The sequence below is a fragment of the Pseudomonas sp. R3-52-08 genome (assembly GCF_003851745.1).
Lineage (GTDB): Bacteria > Pseudomonadota > Gammaproteobacteria > Pseudomonadales > Pseudomonadaceae > Aquipseudomonas.
Window position 1 is genome coordinate 4,103,427 of the sequence record NZ_CP027730.1, and the last position, 24,701, is coordinate 4,128,127.

The 24,701-nt window shown below is 61.3% G+C and carries 26 protein-coding genes; 18 read left to right on the forward strand and 8 right to left on the reverse strand.

The features are described 5' to 3' along the window. The first annotated feature begins 89 nt into the window (after positions 1-89). Positions 90-461, forward strand: a complete 372-nt coding sequence (locus C4J91_RS18855) for a glutathione S-transferase N-terminal domain-containing protein (protein ID WP_124363715.1) — start codon at positions 90-92, stop codon at positions 459-461. Positions 462-496: 35 nt separating this feature from the next. Here C4J91_RS18855 and C4J91_RS18860 read toward each other — a convergent pair whose 3' ends face one another. From C4J91_RS18860 to C4J91_RS18870, 3 genes are read right to left on the reverse strand one after another with little or no spacing between them, the layout of a single operon-like run. Next, positions 497-817: a hypothetical protein gene (locus tag C4J91_RS18860; RefSeq protein WP_124363716.1), complete on the reverse strand. Its 321-nt coding sequence runs from the start codon at positions 815-817 to the stop codon at positions 497-499. Next, complete coding sequence (locus C4J91_RS18865; protein ID WP_124363717.1) at positions 814-2,139, reverse strand: acyclic terpene utilization AtuA family protein; 1,326 nt, start codon at positions 2,137-2,139, stop codon at positions 814-816. Before C4J91_RS18865 ends, C4J91_RS18860 begins: the two co-directional genes overlap by 4 nt. A gap of 1 nt (position 2,140) precedes the next feature. After that, on the reverse strand, positions 2,141-3,433 hold the full coding sequence (locus C4J91_RS18870) for a CitMHS family transporter (RefSeq protein WP_124363718.1): 1,293 nt from the start codon (positions 3,431-3,433) through the stop codon (positions 2,141-2,143). Between the two features lie 126 nt (positions 3,434-3,559). On the opposite strand from C4J91_RS18870, the gene C4J91_RS18875 reads away from it, so the two are divergent. Further along, complete coding sequence (locus C4J91_RS18875) at positions 3,560-4,456, forward strand: LysR family transcriptional regulator (RefSeq protein WP_124363719.1); 897 nt, start codon at positions 3,560-3,562, stop codon at positions 4,454-4,456. A gap of 154 nt (positions 4,457-4,610) precedes the next feature. Here the strand turns inward: C4J91_RS18875 and C4J91_RS18880 are convergent, their stop codons facing one another. Beyond that, on the reverse strand, positions 4,611-5,213 hold the full coding sequence (locus C4J91_RS18880; RefSeq protein ID WP_124363720.1) for a glutathione S-transferase family protein: 603 nt from the start codon (positions 5,211-5,213) through the stop codon (positions 4,611-4,613). Positions 5,214-5,548: 335 nt separating this feature from the next. Here C4J91_RS18880 and C4J91_RS18885 point away from each other — a divergent pair, with 335 nt between their 5' ends. After that, entirely contained in the window at positions 5,549-6,868 is a 1,320-nt protein-coding gene (locus C4J91_RS18885; RefSeq protein WP_256658993.1) for an NCS2 family permease, read from the forward strand. Positions 6,869-6,949: 81 nt separating this feature from the next. Then, positions 6,950-7,591 carry a LysE family translocator gene (locus tag C4J91_RS18890; RefSeq protein WP_124363722.1) on the forward strand — a complete coding sequence of 214 codons (642 nt, stop codon included), beginning with the start codon at positions 6,950-6,952 and terminating at the stop codon, positions 7,589-7,591. 80 nt (positions 7,592-7,671) lie between these two features. Here C4J91_RS18890 and uraH read toward each other — a convergent pair whose 3' ends face one another. After that, entirely contained in the window at positions 7,672-8,025 is a 354-nt protein-coding gene (gene uraH, locus C4J91_RS18895; protein WP_124363723.1) for a hydroxyisourate hydrolase, read from the reverse strand. A 47-nt stretch (positions 8,026-8,072) separates the two neighbouring features. Next, entirely contained in the window at positions 8,073-8,387 is a 315-nt protein-coding gene (locus tag C4J91_RS27630) for a hypothetical protein (RefSeq protein ID WP_164484559.1), read from the reverse strand. A gap of 77 nt (positions 8,388-8,464) precedes the next feature. Between C4J91_RS27630 and puuE the strand changes: the two genes are divergently transcribed. The 7 genes from puuE to C4J91_RS18935 all read left to right on the forward strand — a co-directional run bounded on the left by puuE (position 8,465) and on the right by C4J91_RS18935 (position 15,407). Continuing rightward, entirely contained in the window at positions 8,465-9,391 is a 927-nt protein-coding gene (gene puuE / locus C4J91_RS18905; protein WP_124363724.1) for an allantoinase PuuE, read from the forward strand. Further along, complete coding sequence (gene uraD, locus C4J91_RS18910; RefSeq protein WP_124363725.1) at positions 9,388-9,903, forward strand: 2-oxo-4-hydroxy-4-carboxy-5-ureidoimidazoline decarboxylase; 516 nt, start codon at positions 9,388-9,390, stop codon at positions 9,901-9,903. The genes puuE and uraD overlap by 4 nt, the downstream gene beginning before the upstream one ends. A gap of 41 nt (positions 9,904-9,944) precedes the next feature. Beyond that, the gene (alc, locus tag C4J91_RS18915) at positions 9,945-10,940 is read left to right on the forward strand and encodes an allantoicase (RefSeq protein ID WP_124363726.1); all 996 of its coding nucleotides are present in this window, start codon (positions 9,945-9,947) and stop codon (positions 10,938-10,940) included. Between the two features lie 87 nt (positions 10,941-11,027). After that, on the forward strand, positions 11,028-11,531 hold the full coding sequence (locus tag C4J91_RS18920; RefSeq protein WP_124363727.1) for an ureidoglycolate lyase: 504 nt from the start codon (positions 11,028-11,030) through the stop codon (positions 11,529-11,531). 51 nt (positions 11,532-11,582) lie between these two features. Further along, positions 11,583-12,866, forward strand: coding sequence for a urate hydroxylase PuuD (locus C4J91_RS18925; protein ID WP_124363728.1), 1,284 nt, complete (start codon positions 11,583-11,585; stop codon positions 12,864-12,866). A 177-nt stretch (positions 12,867-13,043) separates the two neighbouring features. After that, positions 13,044-14,393: a nucleobase:cation symporter-2 family protein gene (locus C4J91_RS18930; RefSeq protein ID WP_124363729.1), complete on the forward strand. Its 1,350-nt coding sequence runs from the start codon at positions 13,044-13,046 to the stop codon at positions 14,391-14,393. Positions 14,394-14,621: 228 nt separating this feature from the next. After that, positions 14,622-15,407 carry an outer membrane protein OmpK gene (locus C4J91_RS18935; protein WP_124363730.1) on the forward strand — a complete coding sequence of 262 codons (786 nt, stop codon included), beginning with the start codon at positions 14,622-14,624 and terminating at the stop codon, positions 15,405-15,407. A 110-nt stretch (positions 15,408-15,517) separates the two neighbouring features. On the opposite strand, the gene C4J91_RS18940 is transcribed toward C4J91_RS18935, so the two are convergent. Then, positions 15,518-16,648: a patatin-like phospholipase family protein gene (locus C4J91_RS18940; RefSeq protein ID WP_124363731.1), complete on the reverse strand. Its 1,131-nt coding sequence runs from the start codon at positions 16,646-16,648 to the stop codon at positions 15,518-15,520. 29 nt (positions 16,649-16,677) lie between these two features. Further along, on the reverse strand, positions 16,678-17,613 hold the full coding sequence (locus C4J91_RS18945; protein WP_124363732.1) for a lipid A biosynthesis lauroyl acyltransferase: 936 nt from the start codon (positions 17,611-17,613) through the stop codon (positions 16,678-16,680). Between the two features lie 118 nt (positions 17,614-17,731). On the opposite strand from C4J91_RS18945, the gene minC reads away from it, so the two are divergent. The 7 genes from minC (at position 17,732) to C4J91_RS18975 (ending at position 24,675) form a co-directional block, all read left to right on the forward strand. Beyond that, positions 17,732-18,469, forward strand: coding sequence for a septum site-determining protein MinC (gene minC / locus C4J91_RS18950; protein ID WP_124363733.1), 738 nt, complete (start codon positions 17,732-17,734; stop codon positions 18,467-18,469). Positions 18,470-18,668: 199 nt separating this feature from the next. Then, positions 18,669-19,481, forward strand: a complete 813-nt coding sequence (gene minD / locus C4J91_RS18955) for a septum site-determining protein MinD (RefSeq protein WP_124363734.1) — start codon at positions 18,669-18,671, stop codon at positions 19,479-19,481. A gap of 3 nt (positions 19,482-19,484) precedes the next feature. Continuing rightward, positions 19,485-19,739: a cell division topological specificity factor MinE gene (gene minE / locus C4J91_RS18960; protein WP_003175252.1), complete on the forward strand. Its 255-nt coding sequence runs from the start codon at positions 19,485-19,487 to the stop codon at positions 19,737-19,739. Between the two features lie 202 nt (positions 19,740-19,941). Then, on the forward strand, positions 19,942-20,577 hold the full coding sequence (locus C4J91_RS18965) for an RluA family pseudouridine synthase (protein WP_124363735.1): 636 nt from the start codon (positions 19,942-19,944) through the stop codon (positions 20,575-20,577). A 183-nt stretch (positions 20,578-20,760) separates the two neighbouring features. Continuing rightward, positions 20,761-22,050 (forward strand): M18 family aminopeptidase, encoded by a 1,290-nt coding sequence (locus tag C4J91_RS18970; protein WP_124363736.1) that lies wholly within the window; start codon positions 20,761-20,763, stop codon positions 22,048-22,050. A 206-nt stretch (positions 22,051-22,256) separates the two neighbouring features. Further along, complete coding sequence (locus tag C4J91_RS27635) at positions 22,257-22,433, forward strand: hypothetical protein (RefSeq protein ID WP_164484560.1); 177 nt, start codon at positions 22,257-22,259, stop codon at positions 22,431-22,433. Between the two features lie 73 nt (positions 22,434-22,506). Next, on the forward strand, positions 22,507-24,675 hold the full coding sequence (locus tag C4J91_RS18975) for a mechanosensitive ion channel family protein (protein WP_124363737.1): 2,169 nt from the start codon (positions 22,507-22,509) through the stop codon (positions 24,673-24,675). Positions 24,676-24,701 lie beyond the last annotated feature (26 nt).

Here is a 24,701-nt window from a genome sequence, read left to right on the forward strand (position 1 = left end):
GAAAAGCCGGCGTTCATCGCCGGTTTTTTTTCGCCTGCAGAATTCAGGTAAGCTGCGACCCCTTCTTCATGGGCAAGAGGCTTTCAGCCATGTTCGTCAAAGCACTTCGAGTGGGCCTCGGCCAGATCATCATCGCCGGCGACTTCCTGACCCGTCCGCGCAAAAAGCAGCGCCCGGCCGAACAACAGGCCAAGGTCAACGCAGCCGCCAAGGACCTGACCCTGTATCAGTTCCACGCCTGCCCCTTCTGCGTGAAAACCCGCCGCACCCTGCATCGCCTGAATGTGCCGGTAGCACTCAAGGACGCGAAGAACAACGAGCACGACCGCCAGACCCTGCTGGAGCAAGGCGGCAAGATCAAAGTGCCATGCCTGCGCATCGAAGAAAACGGCCAGACCACCTGGATGTATGACTCCAAGGTCATCATTGACTACCTGGACAAACGCTTCGCCGCGATCTGAATGTTCTGTGGGAGGGGGCAAGCCCCCTCCCACATTTAGTTTGGTGCTGACATATCCAGGTCCAGCAGCGCCGAGCCCAGGCACTTGCCGTGGGCATCCAGTGCCAGCGAACGCGTGACGCCGCCGCGCAAAATGCCCGGCAGCACGAAGTTCAGCGCCTGTACGTTGGGCAATGCATAACGTTGCACCGGCGCCGCGCCAGGCTCCAGCAGGTCTGCGAAAAACGCGGCGACGCGCTCGGCAGTCAGCTGTTCACACAGCAACGGGTAATCCTCGGCGCGATAAGCAATGATCGAGATGTTCGACGTATCGCCCTTATCCCCGGTGCGGGAATGGGCCAGTGAATGCAACTTCATGCTTCTATCCTCGGTTTGACCCTGTCTCGGGGCAGCAGCAACGACGCCACCGCCACCACCTGGCGCACACTCTTGCTCGCTCCGCCACCGCCAGCAGGGCCGTTGGTGTAGAGGGTTTCCACTTCATTGCCGATGCGCACGGCGTCGCTGCGTTCTTCACACCGGGCGGCGACCCGCAGGCGCACTTCCCAAGGCTCGGCATTGCTGCGCGGGCCATGCAAGGCATCCATGCCGATCAACTCGGCGCGCACCTCCTGCATCTTCACGCCGGTCAGTTCCAGACGCTTGAGCACCACTTCGCGCGCCAGTTGCGCCCGTGCGACAGCGCCCGGGCCGCCGTAGGACATCTGCCCCTCTCCGATCCAGCCGTCAAGATAACCGACGCTGACTTTCAGCTGTTCGGGCCGCGCCCGCCCTGTGGCACCGTGGGCACGCACCCGATCAACGCCCTCCTCGACAAACCCCACCTGTGAAAAATCGGCCGTGACGTCCGGAGTCAAATACGCTTGCGGGTCGTGCACTTCGTAGATCAGTTGTTCGCTGCAGGTGGCGCGGCTGACCTGCCCTCCAGAGCCCGCCACCTTGGTGATCAAGGCAGTGCCGTCGGCGGCGATTTCGGCCAACGGAAAGCCCAGGCGCGCCAAGTCATCCACATCCTTGAGGCCTGGGTCCGCAAAATAACCGCCGCTGACCTGCCCGGCACATTCGAGCAAATGCCCGACCAGGGTGCCCTTGCCCAGGCGCTGCCAATCGTCGGCGGCCCAGCCAAACTCAAACATCTGCGGCGCGAGAAACAATGACGGGTCGGCCACACGCCCGGTAATCACCACATCGGCGTCGGCGCGCAGGGCTTCAAGGATGCCGTCCACGCCCAGGTAGGCATTCGCCGAAATCAGCCGCTCACCCAGTGCGCCCAGGGTCTGGCCGTTGTCCAGCAACTGCTCGGGCTGCAACGCCGCCAGCACGTCATCGCCCGTCACGGCCACCACCTTGAGGTTCGCCCCCAGTTCACGGGCGATGCGCCGCACCTCAACGGCTGCCGACACCGGGTTGGCCGCGCCCATATTAGTGATCACGCGCAAACGGCGGCGGCCTTCGCGCAGCCCGACAAAGGGCAGCACCCGGCGCATGCGCTCGCTCAACAAAGGGTCATAGCCGCCTGCCGGATCGCTGATGCGCGCCTGTTGGGCCAGGGCGATGGTGCGTTCGGCCAGGCATTCGAACACCAGGTAATCCAGGTCGCCCTGTTCGGCCAGTTCGACGGCGGGTTCGATACGGTCACCGGAGTAGCCGGCACCGGCGCCGATGCGCAAGGTTTTCATCTCAGATAACTCCCAGGAGCAGCGCGGTCAGGGTCATCAACACCGACGCGGCGAACAGAAAAGGAATGGTGAAGCGCTGGTGATCGGCCAGCTCGATCTTGCACAGGCCTACCAACAAGAAAGTCGCCGGGGTCAACGGGCTGACCGGAAAGCCCGTGGTGTGCACCCCCAGTAACGAGGCCTGGGCCACTTGCAGCGGGTCGACACCCAGCGCCTTGCCAACTTCGGCAATCACCGGCATCACGCCGAAATAGTAGGAATCGGGGTCGAACAGCATGCTCAACGGCATGGAAATGAAGCCCACCACCGCCGGGATCAACTTGCCATGACCCGCAGGAATCTGCGCCACCGCCACTTCGGCAATCGCCTTGAGCATGCCGGTGCCTTGCATGATGCCGGTGAACACGCCGGCGGCAAGCAGGATGCTGGCCATGGTCAGGGCGGTTTTCGCATGGGCGTCGATACGGGCGCGCTGGGCGTCGACATTGGGGTAGTTGATACACAGCGCCACCACGGTGCCGAGCATGAACATCACCACCGGGTCGACCCAGCCGGCGATCATCACCACCATCACCAGCACGGTGAGGATCAGGTTGACCCAGAACAGCCGTGGCCGACGCAGCTGGATATCGGCGTCACTGAGCACCCGTTGCGGCACCGCGTCCACGCTGGAGCCGGCCCCAAGGCCCAGGCGTTTTTCTTCACGGTGGCCCAGCCACCAGGCGCAGGCGAACACAAAGATCAGCCCGACGATCTGCACTGGAATCAACGGTTGGAACAGGTCCGCCACCGGCACATGCAGGGCGGCCGACGAGCGCAGCACCGGGCCGGTCCACGGCAGGAAATTGACCCCGGCCGCCATGGCACAGACACACGCCAGAATGCGTTTGTCGATGCCCAGCCGCGTATACAGCGGCAGCATCGCCGGCACCGTCACCAGGAAGGTCACAGCGCCGGACCCGTCCAGGTGCACCAGCAGCGCCAGGGTCGCAGTGCCGACGACAATTCGTGTAGGACGCGTCCCTACCGTGCGCAGAATCCGCTCGATGATCGGGTCGAGCATGCCGGCATCGGTCATGATCCCGAAAAACAGAATGGCGAACACAAACATGCCCACCACGGGGGCAACGTTCTTGATGCCGGTGATGATGAAGGCACTGGTTTGCAGACCGAAGCCACCGAGCAACGCGGCAATGATCGGCAGGGCGATCAGCGCCACCAGCGGCGAGAGGCGCTTGCTCATAACGGCAGCAAGCAGACACAGAATGGTAATGACACCCAGGGTAGCGAGCATGGGTTACTCCAGAGCGGCCTTGATGGGCCGGTTATTGTTTTCCCTGGAGTATTGGAATCAGGTTAGGCTTTGTAAATTGGAATATTCACACACCGGTGTTCGAAAAAACAAAATGAAGCCGCCCGTATGAAAAACAGCATCCAACACATCCAGGCATTCCTCGCCGTTGCTCGCACGGGCAGCTTTACCAAGGCCGCCAGCGAGCTGAACCTGTCCCCCTCGGCGCTGACCGTGCAGGTGCAACAACTGGAAGAATGGCTGGGCGTCGCCCTGCTCGACCGCAGCCCACGCCATGTGGCTATCACCGCCGCCGGCCACGACGCGCGTGGCCCCATGGAAAAACTGCTGCTGGACCTGGACAACATCGTCACTGGCTCGCGCGATCTCGCGGCGCTGCGCCGTGGCGTCGTTACGATCGCCGCCCTGCCCTCGGTGTGCGCCGGCAGCCTGCCGCCGGTGTTGCGCCTGTTTCGCGAACGCTTCGCCGGGATCGAAGTGCGCCTGCATGACCTGGTGGCCCACCGCATCCAGGCCCAGGTGCGTTCCGGCGAGGTGGACTTCGGTATCGGCGTGCGCGCGCGCCTGAGCCACGGCCTGGACTTCGTGCCGGTCCTAAATGACCGGCTCTGCGCGTTCGTGCCGCTGGGTCACGCCCTCGCCCACCATCGGCAGCTGACCCTGGAACAACTGGCGGATCAGCCGATCATCCTCACCGGCCGCGACAGCAGCGTGCGCGAACAGGTGGATGCGTTGTTCGATGAAACGCGGCTGACGCTCAATGCGGGCATGGAGGCCAACTACATGTCCACGGTGCTGGCACTGGTGCGCCAGGGATTGGGGATCAGCGTGCTGCCGGAGTCGGCGGCGGATAGCCTGGAGGGGTTGAAGCGGATCAGCATCGATCATCCCGGGGTGAACAGGGAGATCGGCTTGATCAGTCGCAGCGGGATGGCATTGAGCCCGGCGGCGCAACGCTGCTTTGAACTGCTCAACGCAGAGTTATCTGACACACCACCGGAGTAAATGTGGGAGGGGGGGGCAAGGCTTTTTGTAGGAGCGAGCTTGCTCGCGAAGAACTCAGGGCCACCGCGTTTATCCAGAATGAACGCGTTGCCCGGGCGTTTTTCGCGAGCAAGCTCGCTCCTACAGTGAGCCCATCCCACCTTCGGAAGGTGGCTCAGCCCAGCATCGCCACATGGTTTGGATGACTGGCCACGCGCTGCAACCATGCCTGCACCGCCGGATAAGGCGCCAGGTCAAAGCCCCCTTCATGGGCCACATGGGTGTAGGCATACAACGCGATATCGGCAATCGAATACTGCTCGCCCACCAGATACGGCGTGGCTTGCAGCTGACGTTCCATGACCTTCAGTGCCTTGTAACCGCCCTTGTGGCTGGTCTTGTATTCTTCGAGGCGATCCTGCGGCATGTTCAGGTAGAACTGAATAAACCGCGCCACCGCAATATAAGGCTCGTGGCTGTATTGCTCGAAGAACTGCCACTGCAACACCTGGGTGCGCAAGCGCGGCTCACTGGGTAAAAACTCGCTGCCATCGGCGAGGAAGTTGAGGATCGCGTTGGACTCCCACAGGCAGGTACCGTCTTCCAGTTCCAGCACCGGGATCTTGCCGTTGGGGTTCTTGGCAAGAAATTCAGGGGTTTGGGTGTCACCCTTAAGAATATCGATATCGATCCATTGGTACGGGATGCCCAACAGGCTGAGCATCAATTTGACCTTGTAGCAATTGCCCGATCTGTAATCGCCATAAACCTTGTACATGGGCTCCCCTTATGCCGCTTCGCGCGCTCTGAGCGAACGCTTGCGCCATCAAAGTGCGGGTATCGACGGATTGTTTCAAGGCGTGCGGCAGAATAAATCCGGCCGCACGCTCTGGAAGCAGCCTTTCATCCCTTTCCGCCGAGATAATCGAAAACATTATTTGCTTTATTTGTATACAAAAGCATAATTCGCTTCGTGCGAGTTCCTGACCTAACAGTCAACAAAACCCGCCAGTACCTCAAAGCGCTGTTGCCCACTCATGTGACCGGCGCTGGAAATAACAATAAAACGATTGAGGAGTACTCGCTGTGGATAGCCGCAAAACCGAAGCCCCTATGTTGGATCTCGCCGCGCCCCAAGGCGGCTGGCTGGAACGCCTATTCAAACTGCGTTTGCATGGCACCACAGTGAAGACCGAGCTGATCGCCGGCCTCACGACGTTCATCACCATGGCCTATATCATCTTCGTCAACCCCAACATCATGGCCGACGCCGGCATTGATCACGGCGCGGCCTTCGTCGCCACCTGCATCGCCGCCGCGCTGGGTTGCCTGTTGATGGGCCTGTACGCCAACTGGCCGGTTGGCCTGGCGCCGGGCATGGGCTTGAACGCGTTTTTCACCTACACCGTGGTCGGCACCATGGGCTACCACTGGGAAACCGCGCTGGGTGCGGTGTTTATCTCGGGCGTGCTGTTCATGGGCCTCACCTTGTCCCGCGTGCGCGAATGGCTGCTCAACAGCATTCCGGTGAGCCTGCGCCACGCCATGGGCGCAGGCGTCGGCTTGTTTCTCGGGGTGATCGGCCTGAAGACCGCCGGCATCATCGTCGACAGCCCCGCCACGCTGATCAAGCTCGGTTCGCTGCACGAGCCTGCGCCGCTGCTAGCGGCGGTGTGCTTCCTGCTGATTGCAATCCTCAGCTACCACCGCGTGTTCGGCGCGATCCTGATCAGCATCATCGCCGTGACCCTGGCCGGCTGGGGCCTGGGCCTGGTGCACTACAACGGCATTCTCTCCACCCCGCCGAGCCTTGCGCCAACCTGGATGGCCATGGACGTCAAGGGTGTGTTCAATGTCAGCATGATCAGCGTGGTATTTGCCTTTCTTTTTGTACACATGTTCGACACTGCCGGTACACTGATGGGCGTTGCGCAACGGGCCGGGCTGGTCAATGCCGACGGCAAGATCGATAACCTGTCCCGTGCGTTGAAAGCCGACAGCGCCTCCAGCGTGTTCGGGGCCATGGTCGGCGTGCCGCCCGTGACCAGCTACGTGGAAAGCGCCGCCGGGGTGGCTGCCGGCGGGCGCACCGGGCTGACGGCGGTGACGGTGGGTATTTTGTTCGTGGCGGCGATGTTTTTTGCGCCGCTGGCGGGCATGATTCCAGCCTATGCCACGGCGGGCGCGTTGATTTACGTGGCGATGCTGATGATGGCGAGCATGGCGCATATCAATTGGGACGAGGCCACCGACAGCATTCCGGCCATCGTCACGGCGATCATGATGCCGCTGACCTTCTCGGTGGCCGACGGCATCGCGCTGGGCTTTATCACCTATGTCGCGCTGAAGGCCGGCACCGGTAAGCACAAGGAAATTTCCGTCAGCCTGTGGGTGCTGTGCGTGATTTTTATCGCCAAGTTCGCCTTTCTTTGAAATAGCGGCAAGTTTTCAGCGGCAAGCGACAAGCTTTTAACTTGCCGCTTGAAGCTTGCCGCTAACGACTGGAGTAATGAAATGACGACCGAAACCTGGCTGCTGTTCAGCGGCGCGGCGCTGGTGGTGATCCTGATCCCTGGCCCTCTTTCGCTGCTGATGATCAGCAACAGCTTGAACTACGGCCTGCGCCGTTCGTACCCGGCGTTCCTGGGCGGGGTATTTGCCTCGATCTGCCTGCTGAGCGCCTCGGCCTTGGGCCTGGGCGCGCTGTTGCTGGCGTCCGAGCAAGTGTTCAGCGCGCTGAAAATCGTCGGCGCGATGTACTTGTTTTACCTGGCCTGGCAGAGCTGGCAGCAATCACGCCGGCCGGCCGAGGGTGCTGATGTGCCACAGGTGGCGTCGACCCCACGTTTTCGCGTGCTGTTCGGTCGCGCCTTTGTGCTGGGGGCCAGCAACCCCAAGGACATCCTGTTCTTTGCCGCCTTCCTGCCGCAATTTCTCAGCGCGGATCAGGCATTCCTGCCGCAGCTGTTGACCATGATCGCCACCTGGACCGTGCTCGACCTGCTGTGCAAGCTTGGTTACGGCCTGGGTGCACAGAGCGCCGCGCGGTATTTGCGTAGCGGCTCGGGCCAGAGCTGGTTCAACCGCATCAGCGCCGCCTTGTTCGGCTGCGCCGGCGTGGCCTCGCTGATCAAGGCTCGAGCGCCACTGGGTTGAAGGCACAGCCGAAAAAAAGCCCGCAGTGTGGGCGGGCAAAAAACCAACGAAGAGCTCGGGGGTATGAAGCGAGGTGACGCTCAGCTACCGCGATAGGTCGAATAGCTGTAAGGCGAAATCAGTAGCGGGACATGGTAGTGATCCTGCTCGGCGCTGATGCCGAACCGCAGCACTACCACATCGAGGAAAGCCGGCTCCGGCAACTGCACGCCACGGGCGCGGTAATAGTCGCCGGCGCTGAACTGCAATTGATAGACACCGCTGCGGTAGTCGTCGCCCTGCAGCAACGGTGCGTCGCAGCGACCGTCTTCGTTGGTCACCGCGGTGGCGACCAGCGTTAGTTGCGCGCCGTCGACGCGGTACAGCTCAACCTTGATTGTGCTGCCGGGGCAGCCGTGCGCGGCATCCAAAACGTGTGTGGTCAAACGTCCCATGGCGTTTATGCGCCTCCCGAAGTCAGTCATAAAGAACCCGCACTCTTTCAGAGCATCGAAAAAGCCGGCGATAGCTGATTAAGACATTTTTCAAAAAAATTGTACACAATAAATTCAACAGACTTTAAACCTCTGTAGGAGCGAGCTTGCTCGCGAAAAAGCTCAACGCCAACGCGAATTTCCAGGTAGAAAAGCGGCGCACTCAGGCTTTTCGCGAGCAAGCTCGCTCCTACAGTGAATTTTTTTGTGGTTAGCTGACCGGTTAGGCAAGTTTCTTGCAGCGGCCCTGCAAAGATACCTGCAGAAAAAATGCAGAAATGCAGGCTTACAAAGTGAGCAATAAGTTGTATACAATCACTCATCGCTGTGACGCCACCCAGTCTTTCCGCTGCCCGGCCGCCACACACACTTGCTACCACGAACAAGAAGGAAGACTGCAGTGAGCGCTGACTACCCACGCGACCTGATCGGTTACGGCAGTAACCCTCCTCACCCCCACTGGCCGGGCAATGCACGCATCGCGCTGTCGTTCGTACTCAATTATGAAGAAGGCGGCGAGCGCAATATTCTGCATGGCGATAAAGAGTCCGAAGCCTTCCTCTCGGAAATGGTCTCGGCGCAACCGCTGCAGGGCGCGCGCAACATGAGCATGGAGTCGCTGTACGAATACGGCAGCCGTGCCGGGGTGTGGCGCATCCTCAAGCTGTTCAAGGAATTCGACATCCCGCTGACCATCTTCGCCGTGGCCATGGCCGCCCAGCGCCATCCGGACGTGATCCGCGCCATGGTTGCCGCCGGCCACGAGATCTGCAGCCACGGCTACCGCTGGATCGACTACCAGTACATGGACGAGGCCCAGGAACGCGAGCATATGCTCGAAGCGATCCGCATCCTCACCGAGCTGACCGGTGAACGCCCGCTGGGCTGGTACACCGGCCGCACCGGCCCCAACACGCGGCGCCTGGTGATGGAGGAAGGCGGCTTCCTGTATGACTGCGACACCTACGACGACGACCTGCCCTACTGGGAACCCAACACGCCCACCGGCAAGCCGCATCTGGTGATCCCTTATACCCTGGACACCAATGACATGCGCTTCACCCAGGTGCAGGGTTTCAACAAGGGCGACGACTTTTTCGAGTACCTCAAAGACGCCTTCGACGTGCTCTATGCCGAAGGGGCCGAGGCGCCGAAGATGCTTTCCATCGGCCTGCACTGCCGCCTGATCGGCCGGCCGGCGCGCCTGGCTTCGTTGAAGCGCTTTATCGAGTACGCCAAAAGCCATGAACAGGTGTGGTTCACCCGCCGCGTCGACATCGCCCGGCACTGGCAGCACACCCACCCCTGCCCGGGAGCGGCGAAATGACTGCATTCCAAACCCTCAAACCGTCGAGCCTGAGCCGCGATGAATTTGTCGCCGCCTTCGCCGATATCTACGAACACTCGCCATGGGTGGCCGAAAAGGCCTTCGACCTGGGCCAGGATGCGTCGATCGACCAGATCGAAAGCCTGCACCAGCGCATGAGCGATATCCTGTTGAGCGCCGATCACGCCAGCCAGCTGGCCCTGATCAACGCTCACCCGGACCTGGCCGGCAAAGCCGCCGTCCAGGGCCAGCTTACCGCCGCCAGCACTGGAGAACAGGCTGGCGCCGGTATACACCAATGCACGGCCGAAGAGTTCTCGCGCTTCACCGAGCTGAACGAGGCCTACAAGGCCAAGTTCAAGTTTCCCTTCATCATGGCGGTAAAAGGCAGCAACCGGCACCAGATCCTGGCCGCGTTCGAAACGCGTATTCACAACTCGGTTGAAGCCGAGTTCAACTGCGCGCTGGCTGAGATCAACAAGATCGCGTTGTTCCGATTACTGACCCTCTGAATGACCATCCCCAGCCACTCTATCCAAGGCAGACAAGAAGAATGAAAGCGCAACCCGTACCTTTCGAGAAGTTCGTCAACCTCGCCGACGCCCGTCTGGGCACCAAGATCATCGAAGTCACCGATGACTGGTTCGCCGACGCCAACCGCCTGTTCCAGCCGACCCCGGCCGTGTGGAAGGAGGGCGTTTTCGATGACAACGGCAAGTGGATGGACGGCTGGGAGTCACGCCGCAAGCGCTTCGAAGGCTACGACAGCGCGGTGATCCGCCTGGGCGTGCCGGGCTCGATCAAGGGCGTGGACATCGATACCTCATTCTTCACCGGCAACTACCCGCCGTCGGCCTCCCTGGAAGCCTGCTTCCTCGCCTCGGGCGAGCCGGATGCCAACACCCAGTGGGTGGAAGTGCTGTCGGCCGTCGAGCTGCAAGGCAACAGCCACCATTACCACGAGATCCACAACGCACAGGCGTTCAGCCACCTGCGGTTCAACATCTACCCGGATGGCGGCGTGGCCCGTCTGCGCGTGTACGGTGTGCCGTTCCGCGACTGGTCTGCGGTGGGCGACAACGAACAGGTCGACCTGGCCGCCGCGCTCAATGGCGGGCGTGCCCTGGCCTGCTCCGATGAACACTTCGGGCGCATGAGCAACATCCTCAACCCAGGCCGTGGCATCAACATGGGCGATGGCTGGGAAACCGCACGTCGCCGTACGCCGGGCAATGACTGGGTGATCGTCGCGCTGGGCCACCCTGGCGAGATCGAGAAAATCATCGTCGACACCCTGCACTTCAAGGGCAACTACCCGGACACCTGTTCGATCCAGGGCGCGTTCGTCAAGGGTGGCACCGACAGCCAGATCGAGACCCAATCGCTGTTCTGGCGTGAACTGCTGCCGGCACAGAAACTGGAAATGCACGCCGAACACACCTTCGCCGAGCAGATCAAGGCGCTGGGGCCGATTACCCACATCCGCTTGAACGTGTTCCCGGATGGGGGCGTGAGTCGCCTGCGGGTGTTGGGCAAGGTAGCCAAATAAGCGAACCAAGAGCGGACGCAGAGCGTCCAGGGCAGCGTTCCCACGCAGAGCGTGGGAACGATCCAACTCCAGATTAAGAAGACAGCCATGCGCACACTGACGATCGAACCCCTGACCAAAGAAGCCTTCGCCCCCTTCGGAGACGTTATCGAAACCGATGGCAGCGATCACTTCATGATCAACAACGGGTCGACCATGCGCTTTCACAAACTGGCGACGGTCGAAACAGCACAGCCTGAAGACCACGCCATCATCAGCATCTTCCGCGCCGACGCGCAGGACATGCCGCTGACCGTGTGCATGCTGGAGCGACACCCGTTGGGCAGCCAGGCCTTCATTCCGCTGCTCGGCAACCCCTTTCTGATCGTGGTCGCGCCACTTGGCGATGCACCTGTATCAGGCTTGGTCCGCGCCTTCGTCACCAACGGCAGGCAGGGCATCAATTACCATCGCGGCGTCTGGCACCACCCGGTGCTGACGATCGAAAAGCGGGATGACTTCCTGGTGGTTGATCGCAGTGGCACAGGCAATAACTGCGATGAGCATTTTTTCAAAGAGGATGAGCGGTTGATCCTCGCCCCCCACCAATAAGAGAAGGTCTGATCACCCGACAACAAGGGCGACAGGCGAGAGGTAAAGACTGTGGAAGCACATTTGATGGAATGGCTGAACCTGAGCGTGCGCTGGGTTCACATGATCACCGGCGTCGCCTGGATCGGCGCTTCTTTCTACTTCGTCTGGCTGGAAAACAACCTCAATCGCGTCAACCCCAAGAGCGGCCTGGCCGGTGACTTGTGGGCGATCCACGGTGGCGGCATCTACCACCTGGAAAAATACAAACTGGCCCCGCCGACCATGCCGGACAACCTGCATTGGTTCAAATGGGAAGCCTATTTCACCTGGATGTCGGGCATTGCGCTGCTGTGCGTGGTGTTCTACTGGAATCCGACCTTGTACCTGCTGGCCCCCGGCAGCAGCCTGAGCGGCACCGAAGGCGTCTTGCTGGGCATTGGCTCACTGTTCGTCGGCTGGTTCGTCTACTCCTTTCTCTGCGACTCGGCCCTGGGCAAACGCCCTGCCCTGCTCGGCTTGATCCTGTTCGTGCTGTTGATTGCAGCGGCCTACGGCTTCAGCAAGGTGTTCAGCGGCCGTGGCGCCTACCTGCATGTGGGTGCGGTGATCGGCACGATCATGGTCGGCAACGTGTTCCGCATCATCATGCCCGCCCAGCGCGCACTGGTAGCGGCCATCGCCGAGAACCGCACACCCGACCCGGCGCTGCCGGCCAAGGGCTTGCTGCGCTCACGGCACAACAACTACTTCACCTTGCCGGTGCTGTTCATCATGATCAGCAACCACTTCCCGAGCACCTATGGCAGCCACTACAACTGGCTGATCCTGGCCGGGATCGCGGTGGCGGCAGTGTTGGTGCGGCACTACTTCAACACCCGACATAACAGCCAGAAGTATGCCTGGACCTTGCCGGTGGGTGCGCTGGCGATGATCAGCCTGGCCTACGTGACCGGGCCCTCGCCGGCGCCGGAAGTGGCCAAGGCACCGGCGGCGATCGAGTACCAACCGTTGCCGGAAACCGCCCTGGGCGGCGGCGTGAAACCGGCTGCGCCTGCTGCCCCGGCAGCTGAACCGGCACCTGCCCAAGCCAGCACCGACTTTGGCCAGGTGCACCACGTGATCGAGCAGCGTTGCACCGTCTGCCATTCGGCCAAGCCCACCAGCCCGCTGTTCAGCACCGCACCGGCCGGAGTGATGTTCGACACGCCGGCGCAGATCCAGCAACAGGCGGCGCGCATTCAAGCACAGGCCGTGGCCAGCCAGATCATGCCGCTGGGCAACATCACCCAGATGACCCAGCAGGAGCGGGATTTGATTGGCACCTGGATCAACCAGGGGGCGCGTACCAACTGATTGATTCATGGAGATCCAATGTGGGAGGGGGCTTGCCCCCGATAGCAGTGTGTCATTCAAAGCATCAGTGGCTGATGCACCGCCATCGGGGGCAAGCCCCCTCCCACATTTGGTTCTGCTGTGTTTTGAAAATTGCATTACACACAACACAAAAATAAAAAAGATCCGAGGTGTTGCATGACCGAGTTAACCGAACCGCAGATTTGCGCCGCACCCGCCATGGTGCGGCTGCCCCTTTTGCAACTGATTCTGGTAGGCCTGCAACACGTCTTGCTGATGTACGGCGGCGCCGTCGCCGTGCCCCTGATCATTGGCCAGGCCGCCGGGCTGAGCCGTGAAGAAATTGCCTTCCTGATCAACGCCGACCTGTTGGTCGCCGGTATCGCCACGATGGTGCAGTCGTTCGGCATCGGCCCGGTGGGTATTCGCATGCCGGTGATGATGGGCGCCAGTTTCGCCGCCGTCGGCAGCATGGTCGCCATGGCCGGCATGCCCGGTATCGGCTTGCAGGGGATCTTCGGTGCGACCATCGCCGCCGGGCTCTTCGGCATGCTCATTGCGCCGTTCATGTCCAAGGTCGTACGTTTTTTTCCGCCGCTGGTGACCGGTACCGTGATCACCGCCATCGGCCTTTCGCTGTTTCCCGTGGCCGTGAACTGGGCCGGTGGCGGCAGCGCCGCCGCGACGTTCGGCTCGCCGGTGTACCTGGCGGTCGCTGCCCTGGTGCTGGCGACCATCCTGTTGATCAACCGTTTCATGCGCGGTTTCTGGGTGAACATCTCAGTCCTGATCGGCATGGCGCTGGGCTACGCCTTGTGCGGCACGCTCGGCATGGTCGACCTCAGCGGCCTGGCCCAGGCGCCTTGGGTGCAAGTGGTGACGCCGCTGCACTTTGGCATGCCCAGGTTCGAGCTGGCGCCGATCCTGTCGATGTGCCTGGTGGTGGTGATCATCTTTGTCGAATCCACCGGGATGTTCCTCGCCCTGGGCAAGATCACCGGCCAGGACGTCACGCCGAAGATGCTGCGTCGCGGTTTGCTGTGTGATGCCGGCGCGTCATTCTTTGCCGGGTTCTTCAACACCTTCACCCACTCCTCGTTCGCGCAGAATATCGGCCTGGTGCAGATGACCGGCGTGCGTTGCCGCTCGGTCACGATCATGGCCGGAGCGTTTCTGATTGTGCTGAGCCTGTTGCCCAAGGCCGCCTACCTGGTGGCGTCGATTCCACCGGCGGTGCTGGGCGGCGCGGCGATCGCCATGTTCGGCATGGTCGCGGCGACCGGCATCAAGATCCTGCAGGAAGCCGACATCGCCGACCGGCGCAACCAGTTGCTGGTGGCGGTGAGCATCGGCATGGGCTTGATCCCGGTGGTGCGTCCGGAGTTCTTCGCGCAATTACCAATGTGGATGAGCCCGATTACCCATAGCGGCATCGCCATGGCCACCCTGAGCGCGTTGTCGCTGAACATACTGTTCAACATTCTCGGCGGTGCTGAACGCCCCGCCGTCGAGCACGCCCACCCCTGACGCACGCCCCATCGTCGCCCCGTGCGCGCTGTAACGGCGCACTTGAGCCCCGACGTGGGAGCCAGTATTCTCCGCGCCCGCTTGAAACGACGGTTTTTTACCGCCTTGGCGCGGCTTTTGCTATAGCCATAAAGTTGACCAATCAGACGAGTTCTTCAGCAGATCCAAAGGCGCCACACCAGAGCGCCAGATTAGAAAAAACATAAAACTTTAACTCGGGAGCACCGAATGAAACCTATGTTCAAAGGCCTGATGCTGGCGGGGTCCCTGCTGGCCGGTGGCCAAGCCGTGGCCGGTGATTTGCTGCAGTGGCAGAACAACAGCCTGACGTATCTATGGGGCAAGAGCTTTACCGTCAACCCGCAGATCCAGCAAACCGTCACGTTCGAACATGCCGACGCGTGGAAGTACGGCGACAACTTCTTCTTCCTTGACCGCATCTTTTACAACGGCAAGGAAGACGGCAACGTCGGTCCGAATACTTACTACGGCGAGTTCAGCCCACGTTTGTCGTTCGGCAAGATTCTGGATAAGGACCTGTCATTCGGCCCGATCAAAGATGTATTGCTGGCCTTCACTTACGAGTTCGGCGAAGGCGATAACGAGTCGTACCTACTGGGCCCGGCGATTGACTTTAATATTCCGGGGTTTGACTACTTCCAGTTGAACTTCTACCAGCGCCAGACCGAAGGCAATCGCCCCGGCGACGGCGTGTGGCAGATCACGCCGGTGTGGTCTTACACCCTTCCCGTGGGCAACTCCGATGTGTTGATCGACGGTTTCATGGACTGGGTGGTGGATAACGACAAAAACGCCCGTGGCACCTATCACGCCAACCTGCACTTCAACCCGCAGGTCAAATATGACCTGGGCAAGGCGCTGCATTGGGGCGACAAACAGTTGTATGTGGGGTTTGAATACGACTACTGGAAGAACAAGTACGGAATCGAGGACAGCGGCGCCTTCAAGACGACTCAGGACACCGCAAGCTTCCTGGTCAAGTATCACTTCTGATTGCACACCGCAGGTCAACATGTGGGAGGGGGCTTGCTCCCGATAGCAGTGTGTCAGTCAACCTATCAGTGACTGAACCACCGCTATCGGGGGCAAGCCCCCTCCCACATTTAGATAAGTGGCAGGCCTAAGAACCGGGTGATCTCCTCGCGTTTGGCCAACGCATCTTGGCGCCCCAACTCGATCAACTCACTGCAATACCCCGCTTCGAACAGCAAGTAACTCAACACCCCTGCCCCACTGGTCTTGGTCGCCCCTGGCCCGCGCAAAAACAAGCGCAGCGCCGCCGGTAATTCCTGCCGATGCCGGGCCGCGATTTCGTCGATCGGCTGGCTGGGCGCAATCACCAGCACCTCCACGGCCGCCACCCCCGGCGAGACATGGCTGAATTGATTCAAGCGTTCCAGCAATTCGATATCGCTTTCCAGGCTGTCAATGAACGTGCTGTTGAGCATGTGTCCGCCGATCTGCGCCAGCGTCGGTTCCTGGCCGGTGTAGGTGCGTTGCATCGAGGGTTCATTGCCGCGCGGGTTACCGCTGACGCCCACCACCAGCACGCGACTCGCGCCCAGATGCAGGGCCGGGCTGATCGGGGCCGACTGGCGAACGGCGCCGTCACCGAAGTATTCCTGGTCGAGCTTCACCGGGGCGAACAGTAAGGGAATCGCCGAACTGGCCAGCAAGTGTTCCACCGTGAGTGGCGTCGGCACACCAATACGCCGATGGCGCAGCCAGGGTTCGATGGTGCCGCCGCCTTGATAGAAGGTCACCGCCTGCCCGGATTCATAGCCGAACGCGGTGACCGCCACGGCGTGCAGGTGCTGGTGCCGGATGGCGTCGTCAATGCCCGCCAGGTGCAGTTTGTCCTGCAGCAGATCGCGCAGCGGTGAGCTGTCGAGCAACGCCACGGGGAGCTGCCTGCCCAGGCCCAACAGGCTATGAATCAGGAAGCGACTGGCCTGGCGAACCACACCCGGCCAGTCGCTGCGCAGCACCAGATGGCTGCGAAAGCCTTGCCAGAATGCGGTGAGGCGTTGGACAGCGGCGGTGAAGTCCGTCGCGCCACTGGCCAGGGTGACCGCATTGATCGCCCCGGCCGATGTGCCGACGATCACCGGAAACGGATTCGGCGCCCCCGGCGGCAGCAATTCGGCGATCGCCGCCAACACCCCTACCTGATACGCCGCTCGCGCCCCGCCGCCGGAAAGAATCAAGCCTGTGACCGGTTCAGCTGGGCGCATTGCGTCACTCCATATGGGAAAGGTAAGTCTTACCGACGGCGTTTTTCGTACAGCTTGGGTTCACCCGGTGGCCGGCTCTTGAAGCGGCGGTGGGTCCACAGGTATTGCTCGGGGCAGTCGCGCACCGAGGCTTCGACCCACTGGTTGATGCGCAGGCAGTCGATTTCGTCAGTCTCGCCGGGGAAATCCGTCAAGGGTGCATGAATCACCAGTCGGTAACCGCTGCCATCGGCCAGGCGTTCCTGGGTGAACGGCACCACCATGGCTTTGCCCAGGCGTGCGAACTTGCTGGTGGCCGTGACAGTGGCGGCCTGGATGCCGAACAGCGGCACGAAGATACTTTGCTTGGCGCCGTAGTCCTGGTCCGGTGCGTACCAGATCGCCCGGCCGGCGCGCAGCAGCTTGAGCATGCCGCGCACATCGTCGCGCTCCACCGCCAGGGAATCGAGGTTGTGGCGCTCCCGGCCACGGCGCTGGATAAAGTCGAAGAGTGGGTTGCCGTGCTCGCGGTACATGCCATCGATGGTGTGCTTTTGCCCGAGCAGGGCAGCGCCGATTTCCAGGGTGGTGAAGTGCAAGGCCATCAGGATCACGCCCTTGCCGTCCAATTGCGCCTGTTTGAGATGCTCCAACCCTTGCACATGGGCCAGGCGCGCCAGGCGCGGCTTGGGCCACCACCAGCTCATGGCCATCTCGAAGAAGGCGATACCGGTGGAGGCGAAATTTTCCTTGAGCAGGCGTTTGCGCTCTTTGGCGGATTTTTCCGGGAAGCACAATTCCAGGTTGCGCGCGGCGATGCGGCGACGCTCACCGGCCACGCGGTACATGCCCGCGCCCAGCAGGCGACCAATGGTCAGCAGCACGCGGTACGGCAGTTGGGTGACCAGCCACAGCAGGCCCAGCCCCAGCCATAATGGCCAAAAACGCGGGTGAAGAAATACAGCTCGAAAACGCGGGCGATCCATTACAGATTCCGGTAAAGACAAGGGCCGCGCATTCTACAACGGTTCGACTCGGCTTGCGGCGGGTGAGTGTTCTCGTTATAAGTCTCGACACTTTTCGTGACAAGCCGCTTTGCCGACCATGAGCCAAACCGAACCGCTAGACCAAGATCCCGTGTTCCAGCTGAAAGGCAGCATGCTCGCCATTACCGTGCTGGAACTGGCCCGCAATGACCTCGACGCCCTGGACCGCCAACTGGCCGCCAAGGTCGCCCTGGCGCCGAATTTCTTCAACAATGCCCCGCTGGTGCTGGCCCTGGACAAGCTGCCGGCCGGCCAGGGCGTCATCGACCTGCCCGGGCTGATGCGCGTGTGCCGCTCCCATGGCCTGCGGACCCTGGCGATTCGCGCCAGCCGTATCGAAGACATTGCCGCGGCCATCGCCATTGAACTGCCAGTACTGCCGCCGTCCGGCGCACGCGAGCGTCCGCTCGAACCATTGGTCGGTGAACAGAAGAAAAAACCGGAAAAACCACCGGAACCCACGATCCGGCCGACCAAGATCATCACCTCGCCCGTGCGCGGCGGGCAGCAGATTTACGCCCAGGGCGGCGACCTTGTGGTGGTGTCCTCGGTCAGCCCCGGCGCGGAACTTCTTGCCGATGGCAATATCCATGTATACGGCCCGATGCGCGGACGTGCCCTGGCCGGCATCAAGGGTGATACCAAGGCGCGTATTTTCTGCCAGCAGTTGACCGCTGAGCTGGTTTCCATCGCGGGTCAGTACAAGGTGTCCGAAGACTTGCGCCGTGATCCGCTGTGGGGGGCTTCGGTACAGGTCAACCTGTCGGGCGATGTGTTGAACATCATCCGTCTTTAACGGATACTGCCGCATTTTCCAAGCATCTCTAGGCTCTGATAGCAAAGCGAAACCGGCAATACTTGCGTAGGACTAGTTGAAGTTGGTGTTTTCCCCGGAAAAAACCTGGCTTCTCCCTACAAAGGCTGTCCGCCTGCAGCGAGTTTCAAGAGATGTTTTTCAGGGACTAAAAGTCCTTTTTCCTTAGGGGTGAAACACCTTGGCCAAGATTCTCGTGGTTACATCCGGCAAGGGTGGTGTGGGTAAGACCACCACCAGCGCCGCTATCGGTACCGGCCTCGCTCTGCGCGGCCACAAGACAGTCATCGTCGACTTCGACGTGGGTTTGCGTAACCTCGACCTGATCATGGGCTGCGAACGCCGCGTGGTGTACGACTTCGTCAACGTGGTGAACGGCGAAGCCAACCTGCAACAGGCCCTGATCAAGGACAAGCGCCTTGAGAACCTGTATGTGCTGGCCGCCAGCCAGACCCGTGACAAAGACGCGCTGACCAAGGAAGGCGTAGGCAAAGTCCTCGCCGAACTGAAAGAAACCTTCGAATACGTGGTATGCGACTCCCCGGCCGGCATCGAAACCGGTGCTCACCTGGCGATGTACTTCGCCGATGAAGCCATCGTGGTGACCAACCCGGAAGTGTCCTCGGTACGTGACTCCGACCGTATGCTCGGCCTGCTGGCCAGCAAGTCCCAGCGCGCCGAAAAAGGCGAAGAGCCGATCAAGGAACACCTGCTGCTGACCCGCTACAACCCTGAGCGCGTCAGCAACGGCGAAATGCTCGGCGTTGAAGACGTCAAGGACATCCTCGCGGTGACCCTGCTCGGTGTGATCCCGGAATCCCAGGCCGTGCTGAAAGCGTCCAACCAGGGCGTGCCGGTGATTCTCGACGACCAGAGCGACGCCGGCCAGGCGTACAGCGATGCTGTGGACCGCCTGCTGGGCAAGACCGTGGAACACCGCTTCCTCGATGTCAAGAAGAAGGGATTCTTCGAGCGTATCTTTGGAGGCAATTGAACAATGAAATTTCTCGACTTCTTTCGCGCCAACAAAAAGCCAAGTACCGCGTCGGTCGCGAAAGAGCGTCTACAGATCATCGTGGCGCACGAACGCGGCCAACGCAGCACCCCGGATTACCTGCCAGCCTTGCAGAAGGAACTGGTCGAGGTGATCCGCAAGTACGTCAATATCGGCAACGATGACGTGCATGTCGCCCTGGAAAATGACGGCAGCTGCTCGATTCTGGAACTCAATATCACCCTGCCTGATCGTTGATCGAACAGGCGGCCGCCACGGCGGCTCTGCGACCTGGCCCCTGCACCGCTGTAGGAGCGAGCTTGCTCGCGAAAAACTCGACGGCACCGCGTTCATTCATGCGAAACGCGGTGGCTTCAGGTTCTTCGCGAGCAAGCTCGCTCCTACAGGGTGAGGGGACAGTCAGTGGAGCCGCCGTTGGCGTTTGTTACGAGGCTGTTTAATGCCGCTGTCCAACATCCATATCCTGCATCAGGACGACGCTGTCCTGGTGGTGAACAAGCCGACCCTGCTGCTCTCGGTGCCCGGCCGCGCCGACGACAACAAGGACTGCCTGATTACCCGCCTGCAGGAAAACGGCTACCCCGAAGCCCGCATCGTCCATCGCCTGGACTGGGAAACCTCGGGCATCATCCTGCTGGCGCGGGACGCTGATACCCACCGCGAACTGTCCCGCCAGTTTCACGACCGCGAAACAGAAAAGGCCTACACCGCCTTGGCTTGGGGCCAACCGGAACTGGACAGCGGCAGCATTGACCTGCCTCTGCGCTATGACCCGCCGACCAAGCCGCGCCATGTGGTCGACCATGAGTTCGGCAAGCACGCGCTGACTTTCTGGAAGGTGCTGGAACGTTGCGGCGACTGGTGCCGCGTCGAACTGACGCCGATCACCGGGCGCTCGCACCAGTTGCGCGTGCACATGCTGTCCATCGGCCATCCGCTGCTCGGCGATGGCCTGTATGCCCACGAACAGGCCCTCGCCGCGTGGCCGCGCCTGTGCCTGCATGCGAGCATGCTGAGCTTCACTCACCCGCAAAGCGGCGAGCGCATGCGCTTCGAGTGCCCAGCACCCTTTTAAGCGGTGAACACGGTCAAATGTGGGAGGGGGCTTGCCCCCGATGGCAGTGCATCAGCTAAACATTGGCTGACTGATACACCGCTATCGGGGGCAAGCCCCCTCCCACATTTTGTTCTGTGTCAGTTCTCGCCACCGAGTCAAACCAATACGGTAAACTCCGCGCATTGCTGTCTGGAGCTATTTATGCGCGAAGCGTTGAATCAAGGCCTGATCGACTTCCTCAAGGCCTCCCCTACTCCTTTTCATGCCACTGCCGCCCTCGCCCAGCGCCTGGAAGCGGCCGGTTACCAGCGTCTCGACGAGCGTGACACCTGGGCCACCGAAGCCAACGGTCGCTATTACGTGACTCGTAACGATTCCTCGATCATCGCGTTCAAACTGGGCCGCCATTCGCCACTGCAAGACGGCATCCGTATGGTCGGCGCCCACACCGACAGCCCGTGCCTGCGGGTCAAGCCGCAGCCCGAGTTGCAACGCCAGGGTTTCTGGCAGTTAGGCGTGGAAGTCTACGGCGGCGCCTTGCTGGCCCCGTGGTTCGACCGCGACTTGTCCCTGGCCGGCCGCGTCACGTTCCGCCGCGATGGCAAGGTCGAAAGCCAGCTGATCGACTTCAAGCTGCCGATCGCCATCATTCCCAACCTGGCCATTCACCTGAACCGTGAGGCCAACCAGGGCTGGGCGATCAATGCCCAGACCGAACTGCCGCCGATCCTCGCGCAGTTTGCGGGTGACGAGCGCGTGGACTTTCGCGCCGTGCTCACCGAACAATTGGCTCGCGAGCATGGGCTGAACGCCGACGTGGTACTCGATTACGAGTTGAGCTTCTACGACACCCAAGGCGCTGCGGTGATTGGCCTCAATGGCGACTTCATTGCCGGTGCGCGCCTGGACAACCTGCTGTCGTGCTACGCCGGGTTGCAAGCCCTGCTCACCAGCGACACCGATGAAACCTGCGTGCTGGTGTGCAACGACCATGAAGAAGTCGGCTCCTGCTCGGCCTGCGGCGCCGATGGCCCGATGCTCGAACAGACCCTGCGTCGCCTGCTGCCAGAAGGTGAAGAATTCGTACGCACCATTCAGAAATCGCTGTTGGTGTCTGCGGACAACGCCCATGGCGTGCACCCGAACTACGCTGAAAAACACGACGCCAACCACGGCCCCAAGCTCAACGCCGGCCCGGTGATCAAGGTCAACAGCAACCAGCGCTACGCGACCAACAGCGAAACCGCCGGGTTCTTCCGCCACCTGTGCATGGCCCAGGAAGTGCCGGTGCAGAGCTTTGTGGTGCGCAGCGATATGGGCTGCGGTTCGACGATCGGGCCGATCACCGCCAGCCACCTGGGTGTGCGCACCGTGGACATCGGCCTGCCGACGTTTGCCATGCATTCCATCCGCGAGCTGTGTGGTAGCCATGACCTGGCACATTTGGTGAAGGTATTGGGCGCGTTCTACGCCAGCCGCGACCTGCCCTGATTTGCCAGGCTAACTCGATCAAATGTGGGAGGGGGCTTGCCCCCGATGGCAGAGTGTCAGTCAAAGTATCTGTTGACTGACCTACCGCTATCGGGGGCAAGCCCCCTCCCACATTGGTTATGCGTGCACCTGATCCAGGTCATCTGCATTTCCCATAATCCGACCTAGACTTGTCAGAACTCCCACTCCGACAAGGCCGTCGCCTGATGATCTCCATGTCCTCGTTCCACGCCATGCTTATCCCGATCATGATCGGCATGATCCTGCTTGCCGTCGGCTTCAACTTTCGCGACAAACCCCTTGGCGTGTTCGGCATGTGGGTCGGCATGCTGCTGATCCTGGGCACCGTGGTGTACAAGATCCTCGCGAAACTGGTGGAATGACAAATGCGCTCGCATCTGGCATAGCGGCCTCGTACACTCGGTCAATTCGTCGTTTTCAAGGTTGACTGCCTCCGTGCTTTTCCGTCTGTTTGCCCTGCCCTGCTACCTGCTCATCGCCCTGCTCACGCTGCTGCCGCTCACGTCCGCCCAAGCCGTGGGCTTGCCCGGAATGCTGGGCAGCTCCAACAAGGCCCAACCCCAGGCCGAGGTGCCCTTGGGGCAGTCGCTGGACGAGGTGATCAAAACCCTGGAGAACGACCAGCAGCGCACCCAGCTGCTGAGCGACTTGAAGAAACTGCGCGCCGCCGCGCAAAAAGCCCAACCGGCGGCCGAACTCGGTGTGCTCGGCCTGATCGGCAGCACGCTGTCGGGCTTTGAACAGCAGTTCTCCGGCGCCGACAGCCCGCTGGGCCGCTGGTCCAATGAAGTCGACCTGGCCAAGGAGGAACTCAGCGCGCTGATGCTGCCGGCCACTGAATGGCTGCCGATTATTTTTGGCTTTGCGGTGATCCTGGCAGTATGGAGCCTGCTGGCCGCCGCGCTGATCTGGCTCAGCCACCGCGTGCGCGAACGCTTCGGCCTGCCTGAAGAACTTCCGCAACACCCGCGCACCTGGGACATGCTGCGCTTCGCCCTGCGCAAACTCGGCCCGTGGTTGATCGCCCTGGTGATCACGGTTTACCTGAGCTACGCCCTGCCCTCGTCCCTGGGCAAATCCCTGGCGATGGTGCTGGCTTACGCCCTGGTCGTCGGCACTTGTTTCTCGGCAATCTGCGTGATTGCGTTTTCCCTGCTGGACGGCCCGCACCGCCACCGCGCCCTGTATATCCTGCGCCATCAGGCCTTTCGCCCGCTGTGGTGGATCGGCAGTTTCGCCGCCTTTGGCGAAGCCTTGAGCGACCCGCGGCTGGTCACGGCGCTCGGCCAGCACCTGGCTCATACGGCTGCAACCGTGGCCAATGTGATGGCGGCGCTGTCCACTGGCGTGTTTATCCTGCGCTTCCGTCGGCCGATCGCTCACCTGATCCGTAACCAACCACTGTCGCGCCGCCTGACGCGTCGCGCCCTCACCGATACCCTGTCGATCATCGGCACTTTCTGGTACTTGCCGGCATTGTTGCTGGTGGGCATTTCGCTGTTCGCCACCTTCCTGTCCGCCGGCGACACCAGCACCGCCCTGCGCCAGTCGCTGCTGTGCACCGTGTTGCTGGTGTTGTGCATGGTGATCAACGGGCTGGTGCGGCGCCACGCCCTCAAGCCGCAACGCGGGCACAAGCGCCATGCGCTGTACTCCGACCGCCTGAAAAGCTTCGTCTACACCCTGGCGCATCTGGCGGTGTGGTTGGTGTTCATCGAACTGGGCCTGCGCGTGTGGGGCCTGTCACTGATTCGCTTCACCGAAGGCGACGGCCATGAAATCAGCGTCAAACTGTTCAGCCTCGGCGGGACTTTACTATTTGCCTGGCTGATCTGGATTCTCAGCGACACCGCGATCCATCACGCCCTGACCCGTTCACGCAAAGGCCTGGCCAACGCGCGTGCGCAAACCATGATGCCGTTGATCCGCAACGTGCTGTTCGTGACCATCTTTATCATCGCCGCCATCGTCGCCCTGGCGAACATGGGCATGAACGTCACGCCACTGCTGGCCGGTGCCGGTGTGATCGGCCTGGCGATCGGTTTCGGTGCGCAGTCGCTGGTGGCCGACCTGATCACCGGCCTGTTCATCATCATCGAAGACTCCCTGGCCATCGATGACTACGTGGACGTCGGCGGCCACCTCGGCACCGTCGAAGGGCTGACCATCCGCACCGTGCGCCTGCGCGATATCGACGGCATCGTGCACACCATTCCCTTCAGCGAGATCAAGAGCATCAAGAACTACTCGAGGGAATTCGGCTACGCGATCTTTCGCGTGGCGATCCCGTACAACATGGAGATCGACGACGCGATCAAGCTGATGCGCGATGTCGGCCACGCCATGCGCAATGACCCACTGCAACGCCGCAATATCTGGTCGCCGCTGGAGATTCAGGGCGTGGAGAGTTTTGAATCGGGCAGCGCGATCCTGCGCGCACGGTTCAAGACGGCGCCGATCAAGCAGTGGGAAGTGTCGCGGGCGTTCAACCTGTCACTCAAGCGGCATCTGGATGAAGCCGGGCTCGACCTGGCGACACCGCGCTTGAGTGTGCAGGTGGTGACGGGAGCATCAGGCGCATTGGAGAAAGAGAAGAGCCTCTAGAAGGCGACACTGTCTAAATGTGGGAG